Source organism: Allorhizobium sp. NPDC080224 (assembly GCF_050281005.1).
GTDB lineage: Bacteria > Pseudomonadota > Alphaproteobacteria > Rhizobiales > Rhizobiaceae > Allorhizobium.
Genome location: NZ_JBNNWJ010000002.1, coordinates 141,693 through 163,914, shown reverse-complemented (window position 1 = coordinate 163,914; position 22,222 = coordinate 141,693). Strand labels below are relative to the sequence as shown.

The window sequence follows — 22,222 nt, the reverse complement described above, 5'->3', positions numbered from 1 at the left end:
ATCACTCTCATCTGCTTGTCTGACCACCATTACGCCACGCATGACCCATCGGATTGCCGCGTGGGGTGCGACCTTCTGTCGAACAGGGGTGATCACGGTGAAGTGAGAGAAAGGGTGAGGCCAAAGCTGGTCGCGACGACGCCGAAACGCAAAACGGCGCGGGTTGCCCCGCGCCGTCAAATCAGACCTCAGATGGTTGGATCAGGCCGAAAGAGCCTTGAACTCTTCGAGGATCGCATCGCCCATTTCGACCGTGCCGACCTGGCGGCAACCGTCAGCCATGATGTCGCCGGTGCGGATACCCTTGTCGAGCACGTTGGCAATCGCCTTTTCGAGACGGTCGGCTTCCGTGAGCATGTTGAACGAATAGCGCAGGCACATGGCGAAGGAGGCGATCATCGCGATCGGGTTGGCAATCCCCTTGCCGGCGATGTCGGGTGCCGAACCGTGCACCGGCTCGTAAAGCGCCTTGCGCTTGCCGCTCTTCGCATCCGGGGCGCCGAGCGAGGCCGACGGCAGCATGCCGAGCGAACCGGTCAGCATGGCGGCAACGTCGGAGAGCATGTCGCCGAAGAGGTTGTCGGTGACGATGACGTCGAACTGCTTCGGGGCGCGCACCAGCTGCATGCCGCCGGCATCGGCCAGCATGTGGTCGAGCTTGACGTCGGAGAACTTCTCCTTGTGGGTCGCGGTGACCACCTGATTCCACAAGACGCCCGACTTCATGACGTTGCGCTTTTCCATCGAGCAGACGGCGTTCTTGCGGGTACGGGCAAGTTCGAAGGCGACGGCGGCAATGCGCTCGATCTCGTAGGTGTCGTAGACCTGCGTATCGACGGCGCGCTTCTGGCCATTGCCGAGATCGGTGATGGTCTTCGGCTCGCCGAAATAGACGCCACCAGTCAGCTCGCGGACGATGAGGATATCGAGACCCTCGACCAGTTCCGGCTTCAGCGAGGAAGCGTTGGCGAGCGCCGGATAGCAGATGGCGGGGCGCAGATTGGCGAAGAGCTCGAGATCCTTGCGCAGACGAAGCAGGCCGGCCTCCGGGCGAACCTCGTAAGGGACGTCGTCCCACTTCGGGCCGCCAACGGCACCGAAGAGAACGGCGTCGGCAGCAAGCGCCTTAGCCATGTCTTCTTCGGAAATTGCCGCGCCATGGGCATCATACGCGGAACCGCCGACGAGACCTTCGTCGGTGACGAAGCCAGCGCCCTGCGCCTCGTTCATGTAGCCGATGATCTTGCGAACTTCGGCCATGGCCTCGGGGCCGATGCCGTCACCGGGCAAAAGGAGAAGATTGCGAGCTGTCATGGAAACCCTCCACTCGAAAAGAAGTTGCGGTGTCTTACGCGCGGGTCAGGGTCATTTCAAGCGAGATAGGCCCGAAACGGTACGGTTCCGGCCATTCCAAGCAGGGGCTTCCCGGTTGACCCGGCTGTTTCCGAGGTCCAAAAGATCTGCATCCCTCCAGCATCCCCGAGTGCCTCATGCCGCTTTCTCCCCTCCATATTGAAACACCACTCCTGCGCACGGCCGCCGACTACAGCGCGAGCGGCTTACCTCTCTGGCTGAAGCTGGATGCCTTGCAGCCTTCTGGCAGCTTCAAGCTACGTGGGGTGGGACTGCTCTGCCAGCACGAGGTCGCCAAGGGGGCAAAGGAAATCTTCTGCGCCTCCGGCGGCAATGCCGGCATTGCGGCGGCCGTTGCTGGCAAGGCGCTCGGCGTGCCGGTCACCATCGTCGTCCCGGAAACAACGTCCGCCGAGGTTCGCACGCGAATTGCCGCAACGGGCGCAAATGTTCTGGTGCACGGGTCCGTCTTCGACGAGGCCAATGCCCATGCGGTGGCGCTCGCGGCGGAACGCAAGGCCGCTTACGTCCATCCCTATGATCATCCGCTACTCTGGGAAGGCCACGCGACCCTGATCGACGAGGTGGTCAAATCAGGTGCCGAGTTCGATTGCGTGGTGACGAGCGTCGGCGGCGGCGGCCTGCTCGCCGGCATCGTTGAAGGATTGCGCCGAAACGGGCTTAGCGATGTGCCCGTCATCGCGGTCGAAACGGAAGGCGCCGCCTCGTTCCACGCTGCCGCCCTGGCAGGAGAACGGGTGACGCTTCCGGCGATCACCTCGATCGCCAATTCGCTTGGCGCGCGCCAGGTCGCACAACATGTCTTCGATCTTCTCGAAACGCATCCGATCGAAAGCGTCACGGTGACCGACGCCGAGGCCGTTGCAGCCTGCCTGAAATTCGCCGATGCCCAGCGCATCCTCGTCGAGCCCGCCTGCGGTGCAGCCCTTGCCGTGGCGGACGTCCATTCCGATCTGCTGTCGCGCTTCAAGGCGCCACTCATCGAGGTCTGCGGCGGGATCGGCGTGTCGCTCGCAGCGCTTGAAGCGTGGCGGGCCCGTTTCCTCTGAGCCAAAGAAAAAGCCGGGCGCGAGCCCGGCTTCATCAATTCAGCACTTGAGACCGGCTCAGGCCCAGGGACGCTGGGCGGCGTTGGACTGCTCGAAGGTCGAGATACTCGTCGCCTTCTCGAGTGTCAGGCCGATATCGTCGAGGCCGTTCAGCAGGCAATGGCGCTTGAAGGCATCGATTTCGAAGGAGATCTTGCCTCCGTCAGGACCGGTGATTTCCTGAGCTTCCAGATCGACGGTCAGCACGGCGTTCGAACCGCGCGACGCATCGTCCATCAGCTTGTCCAGGTCTTCCTGGCTGACGACGATCGGCAGAATGCCGTTCTTGAAACAGTTGTTGTAGAAGATGTCGGCAAACGACGTGGAGATCACGCAGCGGATGCCGAAGTCGAGAAGCGCCCACGGGGCATGCTCGCGCGAGGAACCGCACCCGAAATTGTCGCCGGCAACGAGGATCTGCGCATTGCGATAGGCCGGCTTGTTAAGAACGAAATCCGCGTTCTCCGAACCGTCTTCCTTGTAGCGAGCCTCGGCGAACAAGCCGGTGCCAAGACCGGTGCGCTTGATCGTCTTCAGGTAATCCTTGGGGATGATCATGTCCGTGTCGACATTGACGACCGGAAGCGGTGCCGCGACACCGGTGAGCTTTACGAACTTGTCCATCAGTCTGCCTTCGATCTGGCTAATGCGCGTGTGATGCCCCGCCCATAGAGCAAAACCGCAGAAATTTGAAGGAGAATCTTGAAGAGGCTCTGTCGCCGTCTTCCGCACGCAAAGGAGATCTCACCCGATGGACGGGTGAGACGATGGATCGGCCTGCGGCCAGATCAAAGATCGATGATCGTGCCCTTGCCGTCGTTCCAGACGCGGACATCATCGCGACGCTTGGCCTTCACATAAACCGGTGCACGCTTCGTCTTGCCCATCAGCATGCGGGCGCCGAGGGTCACGGTCAGGAGTGCGCCGATCACCAGAGTGAGCGACACCGCGAAGGCGGCGGCGAGGCCGACAAAGGCGAGGCCAACGAGGGCATAGGCGGCGGAGCGGATGTTCTGCATGTTCGTGTCCTTTCGCACTTTCCAAAGTGGTCCTTATCCCAAGGCTTTGCAAGGGCCTTTCACCCAATTGTCATCTTGCGTGGCCGGCCAAAGCTTGCCAGAACTCGGCCATGACATCAGAGGCCTCCTCCTTTCGGTTCCACCACCCGTCCCGCCTTCGCCGATCCGTCCTCACGGTGCCCGCGATCAACGACCGCGCCCTGGACAAGGTGACGGGCCTCGATTGCGATGCCGTCATCTTCGATCTCGAGGATTCCGTCGCCGAGGACCGGAAGGCCGACGCCCGGCACAAGCTTCTGGAATTACTGCAAAATACCGATCTTGGCCATCGGGAACGCATCATCAGAATCAATGCCTCCGACACTCCGCATTTCCGCGAGGACATGCGCCTCGTCTTGCAGTGCCTGCCCGACGTCGTGCTGCTTCCCAAGGTTGAGGAACCGGTCACGGTGCAGGACGTGGCCGACCTGCTCGGCGAACAGGATGCGGCGGAAGGTCTCAGGATCTGGGCCATGATCGAAACGCCGCGCGGTGTGCTCAACGCGGCAGCGATTGCCTCGTCAGGGCGTACAAGCGACAGCCGGCTCGACGCCTTCGTCGTCGGGCTGAACGACCTGCGCAAGGCGACCGGCATTCCGGCAGCCCCCGGACGCACCTATCTGGTGCCCTATCTGATGCAGGTCATACTCGCCGCCCGCGCCTATGGGCTCGACGTCATCGACAGCGTGTCGAACGACTTTCGCGACATGGAAGCCTTCTCGGACGAATGCGCACAGGGCAGGGCCATGGGCTTCGACGGCAAGATGCTGATCCATCCGGCGCAGATCGAACCCGCCAATCGCCATTTCGGCCCCTCGGATGCCGCGATTGCCGAGGCGCGTCTCGTCGCCGACGCCTTCTCCGACCCGGCCCATGCGGGCCTCAACGTTATCAACATCGATGGGCGAATGATCGAACGACTGCATGCCGAGGAGGCCGCCCGCCTTCTCGCCAAGGTCGCCTTGATCACCGCCAGAAAGGACAAGCCATGAAAGTCTATCGTTTTCTTACCGGACCGGATGATTCCAGCTTCTGCCACCGCGTCACCGACGCGCTCAACAAGGGCTGGGAACTGCACGGCTCACCGAGCCACACCTTCAACGCCGCCGAGAACAAGCTGTATTGCGGCCAGGCCGTGGTGAAGACTGTGCATGGAAAGGAATACGATCCGTCGATGAAGCTCGGCGAGCAGTAAGGCGCTGCATCATGGGAGAGGGGCTCTAAGCTTGCGTCTCGATGCCCTCATGCTGAGGTGCCCGCGAGAATCGCGGGCCTCGAAGCACCCCTCTTATTCTTCAGTAACTGTGGCCTGGCCCTTCGAGGCCCGACGATGTCGGGCACCTCAGGGTGAGGGGATATGTCGATGTCAAAAACCCCAAGCCTCGCCGCCGGTCGGGATCGCTCCCTCCCGTTCGGGTGATGCTTGCCCTCGGGTTAAACCCGAGGATCCGACGAGGCGCCAGAAGCACTCACCCTTGCGGGTGAGGTGGGCAAAGGCAGCGATTGCCTTGCCCATTGATTCGCAACCCCGACAGGGGTAAAAAGGCCACGTGTTCCGTGGTGATTTGGCCGGCCGGCTTGCAGCCACGTAAAATAAGTCGCTAAAGGGCCGAGGCGAGTTTGAAGACTTTCCGAGGACCGGTGGCGATATGAAAGCTGCCGGTATTTTTGTTTCCGCGGTCTGAAACCGCCGTGACAAGGAAAGTCGAGAGTAAGATGCCGATTAGGATCCCCGATACGCTGCCCGCCTTTGAGACCCTCGTGCATGAGGGCGTGCGGGTGATGACCGAAACCGTGGCCATCCGCCAGGACATTCGCCCGCTGCAGATCGGCCTGCTCAACCTCATGCCGAACAAGATCAAGACCGAGGTGCAGTTCGCCCGCCTGATCGGCGCCTCGCCGCTCCAGGTGGAACTGACGCTGGTGCGAGTCGGTGGCCACAAGGCCAAGAACACGCCGGAAGAGCATCTTCTTTCCTTCTACCAGACCTGGGACGAGGTGAAGGATCGCAAGTTCGACGGCTTCATCATCACCGGCGCACCGGTCGAGACTCTACCCTTCGAGGAGGTGACCTACTGGCCGGAACTGGAAGAGATCCTTGATTGGACCGAGACCAACGTGCATTCGACGATGAATGTCTGCTGGGGCGGCATGGCGGCGATCTATCACTTCCACAAGGTGCCGAAGCATGCCCTGAAGGAGAAGGCCTTCGGGGTCTATCGCCATCGCAATCTCGCGCCCTCCTCCGTTTATCTGAACGGCTTTTCCGATGATTTCCAGGTTCCGGTCTCCCGCTGGACGGAAGTCCGCCGGAAAGACATTGAGAAGGTGCCTGAACTGGAGATCCTGCTCGAATCCGACGAGATGGGTGTCTGCCTGGTGCAGGAGAAGCGGGCAAACCGGCTCTACATGTTCAACCATGTCGAATATGATTCGACCTCGCTGGGCGACGAGTATTTCCGTGACAAGTCGGCGGGGATCCCGATCAAGCTGCCGCACAATTATTTCCCGCATAATGACGACACGCTGACGCCGCTCAACCGCTGGCGCGGCCATGCGCATCTCCTGTTCGGCAACTGGATCAACGAGATCTACCAGATGACGCCATACGATCTGAACGAGATCGGCAAGGATCTGGCTGGCTGACAGCGGCACGGGGGACGGGGGACGGGAGCGGATTTTGCCAGGACAGGCGGGGTCCGCTATGACAGGATGCCGCCGCCGATGAACCGAGCCATTGTCATCCGATGTTTCTGCCGTTTTTTCTGCGTCTGAAAGAAGAGAAGGTTCCCGTGACCCTGCGGGAATATCTGGCTTTGCTCGAGGGCCTGCAGTCAGGTCTGGTCGATTTCGACCCGGAGGGCTTCTACTATCTCGCCCGCACCACCCTGGTGAAGGACGAGCGTTTCATCGATCGCTTCGACCGTGTGTTTTCCGAGGTCTTTGGCGGGATCCTGAGCGAGGAGGCTGCGGACGGTGTTGATCGGCAGGCAATCCCCGAAGACTGGCTGCGCAAGATCGCCGAAAAACATCTCTCGGACGAGGACAAGAAGCTGATCGAAGCGCTCGGCGGCTTCGACAAGCTGATGGAAACGCTAAAAGAACGCCTCGCCGAGCAGAAGGAACGCCACCAGGGCGGCAACAAGTGGATCGGCACGGCCGGCACCTCACCCTTCGGCGCCCATGGCTACAATCCGGAAGGTGTGCGCATCGGCCAGGAGGAAAGCCGGCACCGCCGCGCGGTAAAAGTCTGGGACCAGCGCGAGTTCCGCAATCTCGACGACCGCGTCGAACTCGGCACCCGCAACATCAAGGTCGCGCTTCGACGGCTGCGCCGCTTTGTGCGCGAGGGAGCTCCGGAAGAACTGGATCTCTCCGGCACCATTCGCTCGACCGCAGAGCACGGATATCTCGACGTGAAGACCCAACCCGAACGACGCAATGCCGTGAAGTTGCTGATGTTCTTCGATATCGGCGGCTCGATGGACGACCATGTGCGCGAGGTCGAGGAGCTGTTTTCGGCGGCACGCTCAGAATTTCGCCATATGGAATATTTCTACTTCCACAACTGCCCCTATGAGCGCGTCTGGAAGGACAATCAGCGCCGCCATGCCGATACCATTCCGACATCCGACGTCATCAGAACCTTCGGCGCCGACTACCGGCTGATCTTCGTCGGCGACGCGGCGATGAGCCCCTACGAGATCACCCATCCGGGCGGGTCGGTCGAGCACTGGAACACCGAAAGCGGGGCGGCCTGGATGACGCGATTGACCGATCACTTCCGCCGGCATCTCTGGATCAATCCGCTTCCGCAGGCGAACTGGGACTATACGATGTCCGTCGGCCTGATTCGCCGGCTGATCGGCGACCGGATGTATCCTCTGACGCTGGGCGGGCTCGAAGCCGCCGCCCGCGAATTGGCGCGATGACGGACAAAAGACTCTGAAGAAACAAGGCGAGGAAACGACAGAATGACGAAGACGATATTCGGCGTGATGCCCACGGGCGAGGCGGTCGAGAAGGTGGTGCTGAAGGGTGGGGGCCTTAAGGCGTCGATCATCACCTTTGGTGCAGTCCTGCAGGATCTGCGTCTAGAAGGGCACGATGCACCACTGGTGCTCGGCTTCGAGGATCTCGCCGGCTATCTCGACCATTCCCCCTATTTCGGCGCGACACCCGGACGCTGTGCCAACCGTATTGGCGGCGGGCGCTTCACCCTGGATGGCGTCGACTACCAACTGGAGCTGAACGAGAAGGGGATCTCCCATCTGCACGGCGGCTCAGACGGTATGGGCCGACAGAACTGGACGATCCTCGAGCATGGCAGCGATTTCGTCGTGATGGAGGTGACCGATCCGGACGGTCGTGCCGGCTATCCGGGGACCACACGCACCCGAGCTACATTTGCGCTGAAGCCAGGCGGCGTGTTCTCGGCGCTCTATGAAACCGTGACCGACAAGCCGACCATCGCCAATGTCTGCCACCACGCCTATTTCAATCTCGACGGCCGCCCCGACATCCTCGGCCATGATCTGATGATCGCCGCCGATCATTATACGCCGGTCGATGAGCGTCTGATCCCTACGGGGGAAATCAGGCCGGTCGAGAACACCGCCTTCGACTTTCGCGAGATGCGGCCGATCCGACTCGAAGTCGAGGGCGCACAGCTCGGCTATGACCATAACTTCTGCTTCTCGAGCAGCCGGGTCGCCAAGCGCAGTGTCTCCTTTGCACGCAGCGTCAATTCCGGCGTGACGATGGAAATCCTGACGACGGAGCCCGGCGTGCAGTTCTACGCCGGCGGCAAGGTCGCTCCAGCCGTTCCCGGCCTGGAAGGCCGCCGCTACGGCGCCTTTGCCGGCTTCTGCATGGAAACCCAGGTCTGGCCGGATGCGATCAACCATCCGAACTTCCCGAACGCGGTACTGCGGCCGGGCGAAGTCCTGCGCCAGGAAACGGACTACGTCTTCTCGAAAGCCTGAATGAAGAAAACCGGCTGCGGGGCAACCTGCGGCCGGTAACGCGTTGCAGCGAGCACGGCGCAAAGGCGCCACAAATCTCACGACGTCAATCAATGCCTGGAGGAAAAATGGAGCGGGTGAAGCGATTCGAACGCTCGACCCCAACCTTGGCAAGGTTGTGCTCTACCCCTGAGCTACACCCGCTCATAACCTCGATCCTGGGGTAGTGTCTGGATCGTGGGCCGTCCGTCTTGCGGCGACGGGCGCTATATGGCCCAACCGTTTTTCAAATGCAACAGGGAAATGACGGATCGGCGCGAAAAAAATCGAGAAAGGGCACAACGACCTGAGAAAGCTCAGCTTTTCCGGGCTTTCGCGGCGTACGAAAGATTGCGAAACGTCGGTCCTAGACCTATTGCTGAGGTGGAGATCCGATAGTGGGAGCTCAAGGCCCCGGACGATTCAGAGTGAGAACAGCCATGACGACAGCCAGAACCGCCGAAGACCTCTTCCGTTTCCTCGACGAACTCGGGATCGCCCACAAGACGAAGACCCACCCGCCGGTTTTCACCGTCGCGGAATCGGTCTCGCTGCGCGACGAGATTCCCGGCGGCCACACCAAGAACCTGTTCGTCAAGGACAAGAAGGACAACTTCTTCCTGCTGACGGTCGAGGAGAATGCATCGGTGGACCTGAAGACGGTGCACACGATCATCGGCGCGGCCAGCAAGGTCTCGTTCGGCAAGCCGGAAAAGCTGATGGAGTATCTCGGCGTCGTTCCGGGCTCGGTGACGGCCTTCGGTGCGATCAACGATACGGGGAAGAATGTCACCTTCGTGCTCGACAAGGATCTGATGGAGCATGACATCATCAATGGCCATCCGCTCTCCAATGACGCGACGACATCGATCGGCCGGGATGACCTCATCCGCTTCATGGAGGCAACCGGCCACACGCCGCTTGTCTTGAAAGTCTCAGGCTGACATACGATCTTAACGGCAAGGACGGCAGCCTCCCCAAAGGCTGCGAAACAGGCGGGAGATGCGAGAAGATGAGCGATTACGGCAACCCTTACGGCAGCTACGGCAACCAGACCATGACGGCCAAGGCGGAGTTCGGTGGCGCTCCTCAAGGCACGCCCCCAGCAGGCGACCTGATCAAGGATACGACGACGGCGAACTTCGCCCGCGACGTCATGGACGAATCGCGCAACCAGCCGGTTCTCGTCGATTTCTGGGCCCCCTGGTGCGGTCCGTGCAAGCAGTTGACCCCCATCATCGAAAAGGCCGTCAACGAAGCCGGTGGCCGCGTGAAGCTCGTCAAGATGAACATCGACGACCATCCGTCGGTCGCCGGCCAGCTCGGCATCCAGTCGATCCCGGCCGTCGTTGCCTTCGTCAACGGCCGTCCGGCCGATGGCTTCATGGGCGCGCTGCCTGAGAGCCAGGTGAAGGCCTTCATCGACAAGGTGGCAGGTCCGGCCGGCGCCGATCAGGCAGCCGAGATTGCGGCCGTGCTTGAAGAAGCCGCAGGCCTGCTTGCCGCTGGAGACATCGATGGGGCAGCCCAGCTCTTTGCCGCGATCCTCCAGGCCGACCCCGACAACACAAAGGCGATTGCCGGGCTTGCCGACTGCATGATCGGGGCGAACCAGCACCAGCGCGCCCGCGAACTGGTCAGCCAGCTGCCCGAAGATCTGGCAAAGGCCGCCGAAATCCAGGCCGTTCTCACGCGGCTGGATCAGATCGACGAGGCACGCAAGCTCGGTGATCCCGTGGCGCTGGAGCACACGCTGTCGCTGAACCCCGACGATCACGAGGCGCGTTTGAAACTCGCCAAGATCCGCAATGTCGAAGGCCGGCGCGAGGAAGCCGCAGAACATCTGCTGCTGATCATGAAGCGGGATCGCACCTTCGAGGACGACGGTGCACGCAAACAGCTGCTGCAATTCTTCGAAGTCTGGGGTCCGAAAGACCCGGCTACCATCATGGCGCGGCGCAAACTCTCGTCGATCCTCTTTTCGTGAGCCGCGGCCGGCCTTGAGTTTTGGCCGGCGCGACCCAGATAGAAGCAGGAATGAACGCCGGAATTTTCCGGACAGGATGTGCTTCGATGCAAGTGGGAAATGCCCGATATCTGACGGCTGGTGACCTTCCCGAGACGGTCCCGGTCTTTCCTATCTCAGGGGTGCTGTTGCTGCCCGGCGGCCAGCTGCCGCTGAACGTCTTTGAACCGCGTTACCTCGCTATGCTGGATGCGGCACTCTCTGGCAACAGACTGATCGGCATGATTCAGCCGGCGATGTCGGAGGTCCAGGCCAACATACTGCCCGAGCGCCCGCAGCTGGCGCCGGTCGGCTGCCTTGGCAGGATTACGTCCTTCACCGAAACCGGCGATGGCCGTTACATCGTGTCGCTGGCAGGGGTATGCCGTTTCCGGCTGATGGACGAGGTGACGACCAGCAAGCCCTTCCGCAGCTTCCAGATCGCACCCTTCATCGCCGATCTGAGCTCGGCGGAAGACGAGGGACAGGTCAACCGTGCCGGCCTCCTGGCGGCCTTCAAGGCCTATCTGGAGGCAAACAAGCTTGAAGCTGATTGGGAAAGCGTCGAGCGCGCATCGAACCTGACGCTGGTAAACTCCCTGTCGATGATGTCGCCCTTCGGCCCGCCTGAAAAACAGGCGCTTCTGGAGGCGCCCGACCTGAAGACCCGCGCCGAGACCCTGATCGCCATCACCGAAATTGTCCTCGCCCGGACCTTCGGTGATGCCGACACCATTCTCCAGTGAGCCATGGCCGATAATCCCACCAGCCTCATCGATCCGAAGATGCTCGAACTTCTGGTCTGTCCTCTGACGCAGGGCACCCTGAAATGGGATCGGGAGAAGAACGAACTCGTTTCCGAGAAGGCGCGTCTCGCCTATCCCATCCGCGATGGGATACCGATCATGCTGGTTTCGGAAGCCCGCAAGCTGGAAATGCCCGCCTGAACAGGCCTGGCCTCTGCCAGTTCCTTCAATGAGTCTCAGATGCTCTGGCCACCCAGAAGCCGCGGCCCGGCATGCCCGGATGTGCCCGCAGCTTCGCGGATGAAATAGTTCTTCAGGCCCGGGATCCGATCAACGACGCCAAGGCCGAAATCGCGCAGCACCCGGATCGGTGTCACGTCGTTCGAGAACAGCCGGTTCAGCACATCCGTCGTGACACCCATGCGGAACGTGTCGAAGCGCCGCCAGATCTGGTAGCGCTCGAGCACATTGACCGAGCCGATATCGAGACCCAGGCGGTCGGCCTCGACGATCGTCTCAGCAAGTGCCGCGACGTCCTTGAAGCCGAGATTGAGGCCCTGACCGGAGATCGGATGGATGCCATGCGCCGCGTCACCGGCAAGCGCCAGACGCGGCGCAATAAAGGCGCGGGCAAGGGTCAAGCCGAGCGGGAAGGCCCGACGATCCGGCGTCGCACGGATGGTGCCGAGCTTGTGGCCGAAGCGACGCTCCAGCTCGGCCTCGAACAACAGGTCATCAGAGGCGACGAGCCTGTCGGCATCATCAGTCCTCTCCGTCCAGACCAGGGACGAACGGTTTCCCTTGAGCGGCAGGATGGCAAACGGACCGGCCGGCAGGAAATGCTCTTCGGCAACGCCGTCATGCGGCCGCTCGTGCTCCACGGTGGTGACGATGCCGGATTGGCCATACTTCCAGGTGACGGTCTTGATGCCGGCGAGATCGCGCAGCTTGGATCGCACGCCGTCGCAGGCAATCACCAGGCGTGACGAAACGACGCTGCCATCAGAAAGCGTCAGTTCGGCGCTCGGTCCGGTGTCGCGAAAGCCGGTCGCCCGCAGACCGTGGCGAATGGTGATGCCGCGCTCTTCGCAGCTCTGGCGCAATGCCGCAACCATGCTGACATTCGGAATCATGTGCGCGAAGGGTTGACCGTCTTCGACAGAACCATCGAAGGTCAGGAAGACCGGGCGCACGGGATCGGACGTTTTCGAATCGGTCACGATCATCCGGTTGATCGGCTGCGCATCCGGCTCGATCTGGTCCCAGAGCCCGAAAACATCGAGCATCTTGGTCGCAGCCGCAATGATCGCCGAGGCCCTCGGGTCCTTCTTCCACGCGTCCTCGGGCGCCGCTTCGACAACCTCGACGGCGAGATGCGGGGCCGCCTGCTTGATTGCGACCGCAGCGGAAAGACCGACATAGCCACCGCCGACGACGAGCACATCCAGCATGGCAAATTCCTTTGTTCTTGTAGACCTGATGACACCTATATAGATCAGCCTTGAACGGGTGCCTATAAGCGGAGCAATGCAATATGTCGCAGCCATCAGGCCAGACCAAACCGATGCAAGACCTGATCGAGCGTCTCGATCTGGAAAAGCTGGAGGAAAACCTGTTTCGCGGCAGCAGTCCGCAGAACGGCTGGCAGCGGGTGTTCGGTGGCCTGGTCATCGCGCAGGCCCTGATGGCGGCACAGCGCTGCGTCGACCCCGACCGCATCGTCCATTCGCTCCATGCCTATTTCATGCGCCCGGGCGATCCGTCCATCCCGATCGTCTACCAGGTCGAGCGCATCCGAGACGGCTCTTCCTTCACCACGCGGCGCGTTGTCGCAATCCAGCATGGCAAGGCGATCTTTTCGATGTCGGCCTCCTTCCAGATCGAGGAACCGGGCTTTGATCACCAGGTGAAGATTCCGAACGTCGCCGCACCGGAACAGCTGATGGGCGAAGACGAGTTTCGCGCCGCCTTCCTGGCTCAGGCACCGGATACGGTGAAGAAATACTGGGGCCGCGAACGGCCGATCGAGATCCGCCCGACATCGCTGACCCACTATCTGTCCCGGGAAAAACTGGAACCGGAGGCCCATATTTGGGTTCGCGCATCCGGCCTCGTGCCCGACGATAGGCATTATCAGGCGGCAATCCTTGCCTATCTCTCGGACATGACCCTGCTCGACACCTCGCTCTATGCGCACGGCACCTCAATCTTCGACCCCGAACTGCAGGTGGCCAGTCTCGACCATGCCATGTGGTTCCATCGTCCCTGCCGGCTGGATGACTGGCTACTCTACACGCAGGACAGCCCCAGTGCGGCAGGCGCGCGCGGCATGACCCGCGGCAGCATCTTCACCCGCGACGGACGGCTCGTTGCCTCCGTGGCTCAGGAGGGGTTGATCCGCAAACGAGCAAATGACTAAATTTAAGCCATTCATCATATTCTGCACAATTTATGTGCGCCCATTGCGCATTCATTTGCCTGTTTATTGGCGGGGTTTTTCATAGTCTTTAGATTTCAATAACTTACAGGCAATTCTGAATCTGGCACGCCTTTTGAATGTCATTCTCCAGTCGCTGCGCGAATCTTGCTGCGGGCGGCAAGGAGAGTCGGCTCCGAGCCGAGGACAAGCAAAGGATGGGAAACCAGATGAAGATTGTGATGGCTATCATCAAGCCGTTCAAGCTGGACGAGGTACGCGAGGCCTTGACGGCTGTGGGGATCCAGGGCCTGACCGTGACCGAGGTCAAGGGCTATGGACGCCAGAAGGGGCACACTGAAATCTACCGCGGCACCGAATACGCCGTCAGCTTTCTGCCGAAACTGAAGATCGAGATCGCAGTCTCGTCCGAGCTTGCCGACAAGGCCGTCGAAGCCATCGCTTCGTCCGCCAAGACCGGCCAGATCGGCGACGGGAAGATCTTTGTCTACGCGATCGATCAGGCCGTGCGCATCCGCACCGGCGAAACCAATACCGAAGCGCTGTAAGAACGGCTGTAAGGGGAGTTGTTACTGATGTCATTTGCCAATCTGAATTCCAATCTTGTGCGCCTTGGCGCCGCGTCCGCCGCTGTGCTGGCGCCGGTTGTCGCCTTCGCGCAGGAAGCAGCGCCCGCTGCAGCCGAGGCAGCTGCCGCGGCTCCGGATGTCGCCCCTCATGTCGTTTACATCATGAATTCGCTGCTCTTTCTTGTCAGCGGCTTCTTGGTGTTCTTCATGGCCGCCGGCTTCGCCATGCTCGAAGCAGGTCTCGTACGCTCCAAGAACGTCTCGATGCAGCTGACGAAGAATGTTGCACTCTTCGGCATTGCAGCACTTCTCTACCTGCTGGTCGGCTACAATCTGATGTATCCCGGCGATAACTGGACGATCCTCAATGTCATCGGTGCATTCAGCATCACATCGCTGCAGCCGGTTGGCGCCACTGCCGCAGATGTCGATGTCGGCTATGCATCGGCCGGCTCCGACTTCTTCTTCCAGCTGATGTTCTGCGCCGCGACCGCCTCGATCGTCTCCGGCACGCTTGCCGAACGCATCAAGCTTTGGCCCTTCCTCGTCTTCACTGCCATCCTGACCGGTCTGATTTATCCGATCCAAGCATCCTGGAAATGGGGCGGCGGCTTCCTGGATACCAACTTCGGCTTCCTCGACTTCGCTGGTTCGACCGTGGTTCACTCCGTTGGCGGCTGGGCGGCACTTGTTGGCGCCATCATTCTGGGTGCGCGCGCCGGCAAGTACGGTGCGAATGGCCAGGTCAACCCGATCCCGGGCTCGAACATGGGCTTCGCGACACTCGGCACCTTCATCCTCTGGCTCGGTTGGTTCGGCTTCAACGGCGGCTCGCAGTTGGCTATGGGTTCCATCGGTGACGTGACCGACGTATCGCGCATTTTCGCCAACACCAACATGGCAGCCGTCGGTGGCTCGTTGGCAGCTATGGCCTTGACCCAGATCCTCTACAAGAAGATCGATATCACCATGGTGCTGAACGGCGCCCTCGCCGGTCTTGTCTCGATCACTGCCGAACCGCTCACCCCGAGCCTCGTCTCCGCCGTCTTGATCGGCGCCGTCGGCGGTATCCTGGTCGTGGTTTCGGTTCCGCTGCTTGATAAGCTCAAGATCGATGACGTCGTCGGCGCGATCCCGGTCCACCTGGTCTGCGGCATCTGGGGCACGATTGCCGTCGTCTTCACAAACCCGGACGCCACGCTCTTCGGCCAGCTCGCCTCGATCGTGATCGTTGGTCTCTTCGTCACCGTTTCGTCGGCGATCGTCTGGACCATCCTCAAGGCGACCATGGGGATCCGTGTAAGCGCGGAAGAAGAGATGACCGGCCTCGACGTCGTCGAAATCGGCGTAGAAGCCTATCCGGAGTTCACCAAGCGCTGAGATCGACGCTTGGGTGACTGACCTTTCGTTGTCCGCAGGGATGACGAACTGATGACGAGCCCGGGTCTTTGAGGCCCGGGCTCGACTGTTTCCAAGAGACATTGGTCGCAACGCGCATGGTTAATGCAGCATTAACCCTCGATCCTGTAGTCTAGCGGGTGGTGATCTCCGTCCCGGGCGGGGATCAAAGGCATCACCGGCAACAGGACGGACAGAAACCCCATGAGCAGAAGCCATTCAGCAACGCTTCCGGAGCACTCGACGCGCTCGGCGTTGTCCGCCTTCCTGCTGCGCCAGATCATGGCACTGACCGGCTTTGGGCTGTTTCTCCTTCTGGTGCTCGCAGTCGCAGCACTCGCCACCTGGAACGTTTCGGATCCGAGCCTCTCCTATGCGACGGACAATCCGCCGACCAATATCCTCGGACTGCCCGGCGCCGTCTTTGCCGACCTGATGATGCAGTTCTTTGGGCTGGGCAGTCTGCTGGCGCTCCTGCCGGTCATGGCCTGGTCCTTCGCCCTCATCGGCGGACGCCGCGTGACCCGCATCCCGGCCCGTCTCGGTGCCTGGGTTGCAGGTGCCCTGGTTGCAGCTGCCGCAGTCGGCTGTTTTCCACCGCCGCAGACCTGGCCCCTGCCGAGTGGAACAGGCGGCGTGCTCGGCGATCTCATCCTGCGCTTTCCAGCCCTCTTCATTGGCGCCTATCCGACGTCGACATTCGCCATGATCCTGGGTGCGGTGCTGGCCCTGCCGGCGACCTGGCTGATGCTGTTTGCGGCCGGCATTGTCGGCAAAGCTGTCGAGCCGGCGGATGACGAGGAGCCTGTCGCGCCGCTCATGCGCGCCAAGCCAAAGGCACCCGTCTTCGAGGACGATGAAGAAGACGACGAACGCGAAGGCCCGATCGCCCTGGTCATGGGTGCGGTAACTCACAACTGGTACACGACGCGCGCCCGCGTCCGACGCCTGTTCGGCCTGACCACCAGCGATCGTCGCGAACGCGATTTCGAACAGCCCTATGATTTCAACGATGACGAATTCGGGACACTCAACGAGCCGGTGCGCGCCAAGGCACCACCGCTCAATGCCCGCGTCGAACCCTCCCTGGATGGCGCACCACTGCGCCCGACCGGCCGCTCGATCGTATCCCCGCCGCCCATGTCGGCGGGACACTTCGATGACGATGAAGAGGATTTCGGTCTCGACGATCTGCCGCGGCCGGCCGGCATCCTCTCCGACGACGGCGTGCGATCGGCGCCGGCAAAGCCTGCCGGAGCCTCGCCGCGCGTTGCGGCACCCGCAGCACGGCCCAAGCCGGGCCCACGCATGGAGCGCGACGCGCAAGGATCGCTTCTGCGTCCCGAAGGCTTCCAGCTGCCGTCCGTCCATCTCCTCGCCGAGCCGCGCGCCATTACACGCGACGCGACGCTGTCGGCCGAGGCGCTGGAACACAATGCCCGCCTGCTCGAAGGCGTTCTCGACGACTTCGGCGTCAAGGGCGAGATCATCCATGTCCGGCCCGGTCCTGTCGTCACGCTCTACGAGCTCGAGCCTGCACCCGGCATCAAGTCGTCCCGCGTCATCGGCCTTGCCGACGATATTGCGCGTTCGATGAGCGCAATTGCCGCCCGTGTTGCAGTGGTCCCTGGCCGCAACGCGATCGGTATCGAACTGCCCAACCAGACGCGCGAGACCGTTTACCTGCGTGAACTGATCGGCAGCCGCGACTTCGATGGCAACAAGGCAAAGCTCGCCATGGCGCTCGGCAAGACGATCGGCGGCGAACCCGTCATCGCCGACCTCGCCAAGATGCCGCATCTCCTCGTCGCCGGTACCACCGGCTCGGGTAAGTCGGTCGCCATCAACACGATGATCCTGTCGCTGCTCTACAAGATGACGCCGGAGCAGTGCCGCCTGATCATGATCGATCCGAAGATGCTGGAACTCTCCGTCTATGACGGCATCCCGCATCTTCTCTCGCCTGTTGTCACGGATCCGAAGAAGGCCGTGGTGGCGCTCAAATGGACCGTCCGCGAGATGGAAGAGCGCTACAAGAAGATGTCGAAGATCGGTGTCCGCAATATCGACGGCTTCAATGCCCGTGTTGCCCAGGCGCTTGAGAAGGGCGAGGTGCTGACCCGCACCGTGCAGACCGGCTTTGACCGCCAGACGGGCGAAGCGATCTACGAGACGGAAGAATTCGACCTGCAGCCCCTGCCCTATATCGTCGTCATCATCGACGAAATGGCAGACCTGATGATGGTGGCCGGCAAGGACATCGAAGGCGCCGTGCAGCGGCTTGCCCAGATGGCCCGTGCAGCCGGCATCCACGTGATCATGGCAACCCAGCGCCCATCGGTCGACGTCATCACCGGTACGATCAAGGCGAACTTCCCGACCCGAATTTCCTTCCAGGTGACGTCGAAGATCGACAGCCGCACCATTCTCGGCGAGCAGGGGGCCGAACAGCTGCTCGGCATGGGCGACATGCTCTATATGGCCGGCGGCGGGCGCATCCAACGTGTCCACGGTCCCTTTGTCTCCGACCATGAGGTCGAAGAAATCGTCGCTTACCTCAAGACACAAGGGTCGCCGCAATATCTGGAAGCGATCACCGTCGACAACGATGAAGACGGCGAAGATGGCGGCGGTCCTCTTGGCACCGGAAACCTCGGTGAATCGGACGACCCTTATGATCAGGCGGTCGCCATCGTGCTGCGTGACGGCAAGGCGTCGACCTCCTATGTCCAGCGTCGCCTCGGCATCGGCTATAACCGTGCAGCCTCCCTGATCGAGCGCATGGAGAAAGAGGGCATCATCGGCCCTGCGAACCATGCCGGGAAACGCGAAATACTGGTGCCGACCGAAGAGTAGGCACCGAATCGGTTCCGGTATGGAACAAGCGGGCAGCTGGACGAGTTGCCGCAGCGGCTAGGGCGATGACGGCCATGAAGCCGCCGCCTTTTTCGGCGAGACCGAAGCATATGAAGGAGTATCGCATGAAAGAAACCAAGGAACGCGACGCCCGCCTCCCGATGATGGCCAGCCGTCGCCAGTTCGTGCTGGGAACGGCTGCGATGATGGCTTGTGCCGCTCTGCCGTTTCCAGTCTTTGCACAAGCGGGTGCGGCCCAGCAGATCGCCGACCACTTCTCGAGCGTGAGCACCATGATGGGCGAATTCGTCCAGTTCGGTCCGCGTGGCGAGCAGACAGGGGGCAAGTTCTTCATCGAACGTCCCGGCAAGCTGCGCTTCAACTATGAACGCCCGTCGCCGATGCGCGTGATTTCCGATGGCAAGAATGTCGTCATCGGCAATACCAAGCTGAAGACCTGGGACCTCTACCCGCTCAACAAGACGCCGCTCAGCCTGCTTCTCGCCAACCGCATCGATCTCGGCAACCAGATGGTCCGCGACGTCAAGCAGGAAGCCGACCTGACCACCATCGTGCTCGGCGACCGGACGATCTTCGGCGACTCGACGATCACCCTGATGTTCGATCCGAAATCCTACGAACTGCGCCAGTGGACGATCACCGACGTGCAGAAGAAGGATACGTCGGTGATGATCTTCAATGTTCAGAACGGCGTGAAGTTCGACCCGAGCGTCTTCGAAATTCCCTATGCCGAAGTGCATGGCCAGAGACGCGGCGGCTGAGACAATCCGTTTCGACCTGTGGAGAAGGCGGCCGACCGCAAGGGAACGGCCGCCTTTTCCTGTTCATGGGCAGCTGAATCTCCTAAACAGCCAAAGGAACATTCAAGGCGGCCACGATGACACTCGCAATCACGACCTGGAACATCAACTCGGTGCGTCTGCGCCTGCCGATCGTCCAGGACTTCCTCAAGCGTGAAAATCCGGACATCCTGTGCCTGCAGGAAATCAAGTGCCAGAACGACCAGTTTCCGGCAGCGGAGATCGCAGAACTCGGCTATTCCAACATCGTGATCCATGGGCAGAAGGGCTATCACGGGGTAGCAATCTGCTCGAAACTGCCATTGGCCGAAGATCACCGGCAGGATTACTGCGGCGTCGGCGACAGCCGTCACATCTCGGCAGTCTTCGAATGGGCCGGACGGCGGATCCGCCTGCACAACTTCTATGTGCCGGCCGGCGGCGACGAGCCGAACCGCGAGATCAACCCGAAATTCGGGCACAAGCTCGACTTCATCGAGGAGATGAAGGCCCTATCCGCCGAGGCAGAACCGAACACGGGCTCCATTCTGGTCGGCGACCTCAACATTGCGCCACTCGAGCACGATGTCTGGTCCCACAAGCAGATGCTCAAGATCGTCAGCCACACGCCGGTCGAAACCGACGGGCTGCTCGACATCATGCGTCAGGGCAAGTGGGTCGACCTGATGCGCCAGCACGTACCGGCTTCGGAAAAGCTCTACACCTGGTGGAGCTACAGGGCGAAGGATTGGGCTGCAGCGGATCGAGGCCGTCGTCTCGATCACATCTGGTCGTCATCGGATCTCGCACCCCTCCTGTCGCGCATCGACATCCTCAAGGAAGCGCGGGGCTGGAACCAGCCATCCGACCATGTTCCGGTGACGGCCCGCTTCCAGAATCCATAGCAGACGATGTAACGTCGGCTATCTAGGAGAATTTCGGCGCCAGGGCTTCCGCCCCGTCGATCAGGGCCGCAAGCGACTGCTTGATCCGTCCCTCGACCTGTCGCGCCATCTGCGGATACTCCTCGAGCAGTCGGTGGAAGAGCGTGCGGGTGATCCGGATGACGTCGACATCCTCGACCGCAACGGCGGTATATTTCCGCTCCACCATGGTAATCAGGGCAAGCTCGGACAGCATGATTCCGGGACCGACCCGGGCTTCCAGATGCGGCTTTCCATCCCGGCCGATGACATAGAGCTCGATCTCGCCGCGAACGACGACATAGGCGCATTCTGCCGGCGCCTTTTCCCGGAAAAGAGCCTGACCCGCCGCGACCTGCCGGTGCTCGGCACCGAAGGCGATCAGCCGCAACTGATCCTTGTCCAGACCGGAAAAGAGGGGCAGAGCCGACAGAAGCTCGATATCGTCGCTGAGTGACATGACGTTTCCTGGTCCGATCGGGCGTGCTCGATACGCCCGCAGTCAGTCCATAACGCAAAACGGGGATGAAAACGACACTGAGGTCGCCTTCATCCCCGCCGCATTCGGTTAAGTCGCTCAGGGAACGATCTTGTAGCCGCCGTTTTCCGTGACCAGGATTTCCGCATTCGAGGGATCGCGCTCGATCTTCTGGCGAAGCCGGTAGACATGGGTTTCCAGCGTATGGGTTGTCACGCCGGAATTGTAACCCCAGACCTCTTCCAGCAGCACATCGCGCGTCACCACTTTCTGGCCGGCGCGATAGAGATAGCGGATGATTGCGGATTCCTTTTCCGTCAGCCGGATCTTCTTGCCGTCTTCGGTCGTCAGCAGTTTCTGGCTCGGCTTGAAGAGATAGGGGCCAACCCCGAACGTCGCGTCTTCGCTCTGCTCGAACTGCCGCAATTGTGCGCGGATACGGGCGAGCAGAACGGCGAAGCGGAAGGGCTTGGTGACATAATCATTGGCGCCCGCCTCAAGGCCGAGGATCGTGTCGGAATCCGTGTCGTGACCTGTCAGCATGATCACCGGCGACTTGAAGCCGCCCTTGCGCAGGAGCTTGACCGCTTCGCGGCCATCCATGTCCGGCAGCCCGACATCCATGATCATCAGATCGATCTGGGAGGCTTTTGCCGTCTGCATGGCGCGGGTCGCATTGCTTTCCTGCATGAGCGAAAACTCTTCATAGAGAGAGAGCTGCTCGACCAGGATCTGCCTCAGATCGTCGTCATCATCTACAAGCAGAATGGTCCGCGTCGTCATCCGTCATCCTTCCGAATTGGTCCCGTGTTCGGGTCTTGCTGCCCAAGTACACTGGATGTAAGCCTTACTCGCAGCCGTTTAAGGGCTATGAATACAACAATATTCACGAACAAGGCAAAAAGTCGTGACCAAGAGGCGGAAGGCAGCGAAAATCGCCGGTTCGGCAGTCAAACGACTGTTAATCCGCCCCGCTCCTGGAAATCAAAGGCAGGCTATTCTTCAGGCGGGATCGCTGACCTTCCGAGCGGCCCTCGGACGCGGCGGGCGTACCAGTCGCAAACGTGAGGGCGATGGTGCGACACCGATTGCGGTCATGCCTCTGCTCTCTGCCTATCGCCGGGGTGACCGTGGGCCCTGGCCTTCAACCCTGTTGAGCATGCGGAGATCATCATCCGACATGCTCTGGTGCGACGCGGTCGGCGATCCGAACTACAATCGCCCCGTCCGCGCACCCTTCAGCCCCAGCCATGAGACCTTGCAGCGGAACGACGAACTGTATGATGTCTGCATCGTGCTCGACTGGAATCTGCGAAGCCGCAAGCGCAGATGTGGCTCTGCAATCTTCCTTCACATCGCAAGACCCGGTTACACACCGACAGAGGGCTGCGTCGCCATCAGTCCTCGGGACATGCGGCGCCTGCTCCCGCATCTCGGTCCCCACACCACGCTTCAGGTTCTCTGAACGGCTATTCAGGGCTTTTGGG

Annotated in this window: 23 protein-coding genes, 1 tRNA gene and 1 riboswitch; of the genes, 17 read left to right on the top strand and 7 right to left on the bottom strand. The window is 61.2% G+C overall.

What is annotated here, in order from left to right; all coding sequences use genetic code 11:
• Window positions 1–201: 201 nt before the first annotated feature.
• Window positions 202–1,314 carry a 3-isopropylmalate dehydrogenase gene (gene leuB / locus ACQKP1_RS19115; protein WP_427276590.1) on the bottom strand — a complete coding sequence of 371 codons (1,113 nt, stop codon included), beginning with the start codon at window positions 1,312–1,314 and terminating at the stop codon, window positions 202–204.
• A gap of 176 nt (window positions 1,315–1,490) precedes the next feature.
• Between leuB and ACQKP1_RS19110 the strand changes: the two genes are divergently transcribed.
• Window positions 1,491–2,423: a pyridoxal-phosphate dependent enzyme gene (locus ACQKP1_RS19110; RefSeq protein WP_427276589.1), complete on the top strand. Its 933-nt coding sequence runs from the start codon at window positions 1,491–1,493 to the stop codon at window positions 2,421–2,423.
• A gap of 57 nt (window positions 2,424–2,480) precedes the next feature.
• Here the strand turns inward: ACQKP1_RS19110 and leuD are convergent, their stop codons facing one another.
• Window positions 2,481–3,086, bottom strand: coding sequence for a 3-isopropylmalate dehydratase small subunit (leuD, locus tag ACQKP1_RS19105; RefSeq protein ID WP_203018645.1), 606 nt, complete (start codon window positions 3,084–3,086; stop codon window positions 2,481–2,483).
• Window positions 3,087–3,250: 164 nt separating this feature from the next.
• On the bottom strand, window positions 3,251–3,481 hold the full coding sequence (locus ACQKP1_RS19100) for a hypothetical protein (RefSeq protein WP_203018646.1): 231 nt from the start codon (window positions 3,479–3,481) through the stop codon (window positions 3,251–3,253).
• 110 nt (window positions 3,482–3,591) lie between these two features.
• On the opposite strand from ACQKP1_RS19100, the gene ACQKP1_RS19095 reads away from it, so the two are divergent.
• The 5 genes from ACQKP1_RS19095 (at window position 3,592) to ACQKP1_RS19075 (ending at window position 8,505) form a co-directional block, all read left to right on the top strand.
• Window positions 3,592–4,512 (top strand): HpcH/HpaI aldolase/citrate lyase family protein, encoded by a 921-nt coding sequence (locus ACQKP1_RS19095; RefSeq protein WP_427276588.1) that lies wholly within the window; start codon window positions 3,592–3,594, stop codon window positions 4,510–4,512.
• Window positions 4,509–4,715 carry a DUF1737 domain-containing protein gene (locus ACQKP1_RS19090; RefSeq protein ID WP_069042784.1) on the top strand — a complete coding sequence of 69 codons (207 nt, stop codon included), beginning with the start codon at window positions 4,509–4,511 and terminating at the stop codon, window positions 4,713–4,715. Before ACQKP1_RS19095 ends, ACQKP1_RS19090 begins: the two co-directional genes overlap by 4 nt.
• 352 nt (window positions 4,716–5,067) lie before the next feature.
• Window positions 5,068–5,145: riboswitch (SAM riboswitch) on the top strand.
• 91 nt (window positions 5,146–5,236) lie between these two features.
• The gene (gene metA / locus ACQKP1_RS19085) at window positions 5,237–6,166 is read left to right on the top strand and encodes a homoserine O-acetyltransferase MetA (protein WP_427276587.1); all 930 of its coding nucleotides are present in this window, start codon (window positions 5,237–5,239) and stop codon (window positions 6,164–6,166) included.
• Between the two features lie 101 nt (window positions 6,167–6,267).
• Complete coding sequence (locus ACQKP1_RS19080; RefSeq protein ID WP_427276586.1) at window positions 6,268–7,452, top strand: vWA domain-containing protein; 1,185 nt, start codon at window positions 6,268–6,270, stop codon at window positions 7,450–7,452.
• A gap of 42 nt (window positions 7,453–7,494) precedes the next feature.
• Window positions 7,495–8,505: an aldose epimerase family protein gene (locus ACQKP1_RS19075; RefSeq protein ID WP_427276585.1), complete on the top strand. Its 1,011-nt coding sequence runs from the start codon at window positions 7,495–7,497 to the stop codon at window positions 8,503–8,505.
• A gap of 108 nt (window positions 8,506–8,613) precedes the next feature.
• On the opposite strand, the gene ACQKP1_RS19070 is transcribed toward ACQKP1_RS19075, so the two are convergent.
• Window positions 8,614–8,688, bottom strand: a tRNA-Gly gene (locus ACQKP1_RS19070).
• Window positions 8,689–8,963: 275 nt separating this feature from the next.
• Between ACQKP1_RS19070 and ACQKP1_RS19065 the strand changes: the two genes are divergently transcribed.
• The 4 genes from ACQKP1_RS19065 to ACQKP1_RS19050 all read left to right on the top strand — a co-directional run bounded on the left by ACQKP1_RS19065 (window position 8,964) and on the right by ACQKP1_RS19050 (window position 11,475).
• Window positions 8,964–9,467, top strand: coding sequence for a prolyl-tRNA synthetase associated domain-containing protein (locus tag ACQKP1_RS19065; protein ID WP_427276584.1), 504 nt, complete (start codon window positions 8,964–8,966; stop codon window positions 9,465–9,467).
• Window positions 9,468–9,535: 68 nt separating this feature from the next.
• The gene (gene trxA / locus ACQKP1_RS19060; RefSeq protein WP_427276583.1) at window positions 9,536–10,510 is read left to right on the top strand and encodes a thioredoxin; all 975 of its coding nucleotides are present in this window, start codon (window positions 9,536–9,538) and stop codon (window positions 10,508–10,510) included.
• Window positions 10,511–10,596: 86 nt separating this feature from the next.
• Complete coding sequence (locus tag ACQKP1_RS19055) at window positions 10,597–11,274, top strand: LON peptidase substrate-binding domain-containing protein (protein ID WP_006724300.1); 678 nt, start codon at window positions 10,597–10,599, stop codon at window positions 11,272–11,274.
• A gap of 3 nt (window positions 11,275–11,277) precedes the next feature.
• The gene (locus ACQKP1_RS19050; protein ID WP_427276582.1) at window positions 11,278–11,475 is read left to right on the top strand and encodes a Trm112 family protein; all 198 of its coding nucleotides are present in this window, start codon (window positions 11,278–11,280) and stop codon (window positions 11,473–11,475) included.
• Between the two features lie 35 nt (window positions 11,476–11,510).
• Here the strand turns inward: ACQKP1_RS19050 and ACQKP1_RS19045 are convergent, their stop codons facing one another.
• Window positions 11,511–12,821 (bottom strand): ubiquinone biosynthesis hydroxylase, encoded by a 1,311-nt coding sequence (locus ACQKP1_RS19045; RefSeq protein WP_427276581.1) that lies wholly within the window; start codon window positions 12,819–12,821, stop codon window positions 11,511–11,513.
• Here ACQKP1_RS19045 and tesB point away from each other — a divergent pair.
• The 6 genes from tesB to ACQKP1_RS19015 all read left to right on the top strand — a co-directional run bounded on the left by tesB (window position 12,809) and on the right by ACQKP1_RS19015 (window position 20,239).
• Window positions 12,809–13,693, top strand: coding sequence for an acyl-CoA thioesterase II (tesB, locus tag ACQKP1_RS19040; protein ID WP_427276580.1), 885 nt, complete (start codon window positions 12,809–12,811; stop codon window positions 13,691–13,693). The two genes, ACQKP1_RS19045 and tesB, sit on opposite strands and share 13 nt — an antisense overlap.
• A gap of 215 nt (window positions 13,694–13,908) precedes the next feature.
• Window positions 13,909–14,259 carry a P-II family nitrogen regulator gene (locus ACQKP1_RS19035; protein WP_194842755.1) on the top strand — a complete coding sequence of 117 codons (351 nt, stop codon included), beginning with the start codon at window positions 13,909–13,911 and terminating at the stop codon, window positions 14,257–14,259.
• A 27-nt stretch (window positions 14,260–14,286) separates the two neighbouring features.
• Window positions 14,287–15,660, top strand: coding sequence for an ammonium transporter (locus tag ACQKP1_RS19030; RefSeq protein ID WP_427276579.1), 1,374 nt, complete (start codon window positions 14,287–14,289; stop codon window positions 15,658–15,660).
• Window positions 15,661–15,882: 222 nt separating this feature from the next.
• Window positions 15,883–18,534 (top strand): DNA translocase FtsK 4TM domain-containing protein, encoded by a 2,652-nt coding sequence (locus ACQKP1_RS19025; RefSeq protein WP_427276578.1) that lies wholly within the window; start codon window positions 15,883–15,885, stop codon window positions 18,532–18,534.
• A gap of 110 nt (window positions 18,535–18,644) precedes the next feature.
• The gene (locus tag ACQKP1_RS19020; protein ID WP_420804537.1) at window positions 18,645–19,316 is read left to right on the top strand and encodes an outer membrane lipoprotein carrier protein LolA; all 672 of its coding nucleotides are present in this window, start codon (window positions 18,645–18,647) and stop codon (window positions 19,314–19,316) included.
• Window positions 19,317–19,432: 116 nt separating this feature from the next.
• Window positions 19,433–20,239: an exodeoxyribonuclease III gene (locus tag ACQKP1_RS19015; protein WP_427276577.1), complete on the top strand. Its 807-nt coding sequence runs from the start codon at window positions 19,433–19,435 to the stop codon at window positions 20,237–20,239.
• A gap of 22 nt (window positions 20,240–20,261) precedes the next feature.
• On the opposite strand, the gene ACQKP1_RS19010 is transcribed toward ACQKP1_RS19015, so the two are convergent.
• Window positions 20,262–20,717 (bottom strand): cyclic nucleotide-binding domain-containing protein, encoded by a 456-nt coding sequence (locus ACQKP1_RS19010; protein WP_054149799.1) that lies wholly within the window; start codon window positions 20,715–20,717, stop codon window positions 20,262–20,264.
• A 117-nt stretch (window positions 20,718–20,834) separates the two neighbouring features.
• The gene (locus ACQKP1_RS19005) at window positions 20,835–21,518 is read right to left on the bottom strand and encodes a response regulator transcription factor (protein WP_006724290.1); all 684 of its coding nucleotides are present in this window, start codon (window positions 21,516–21,518) and stop codon (window positions 20,835–20,837) included.
• A gap of 151 nt (window positions 21,519–21,669) precedes the next feature.
• Here ACQKP1_RS19005 and ACQKP1_RS19000 point away from each other — a divergent pair, with 151 nt between their 5' ends.
• Window positions 21,670–22,200, top strand: coding sequence for a L,D-transpeptidase family protein (locus tag ACQKP1_RS19000; protein ID WP_427276801.1), 531 nt, complete (start codon window positions 21,670–21,672; stop codon window positions 22,198–22,200).
• The last annotated feature ends 22 nt before the right edge of the window (window positions 22,201–22,222 follow it).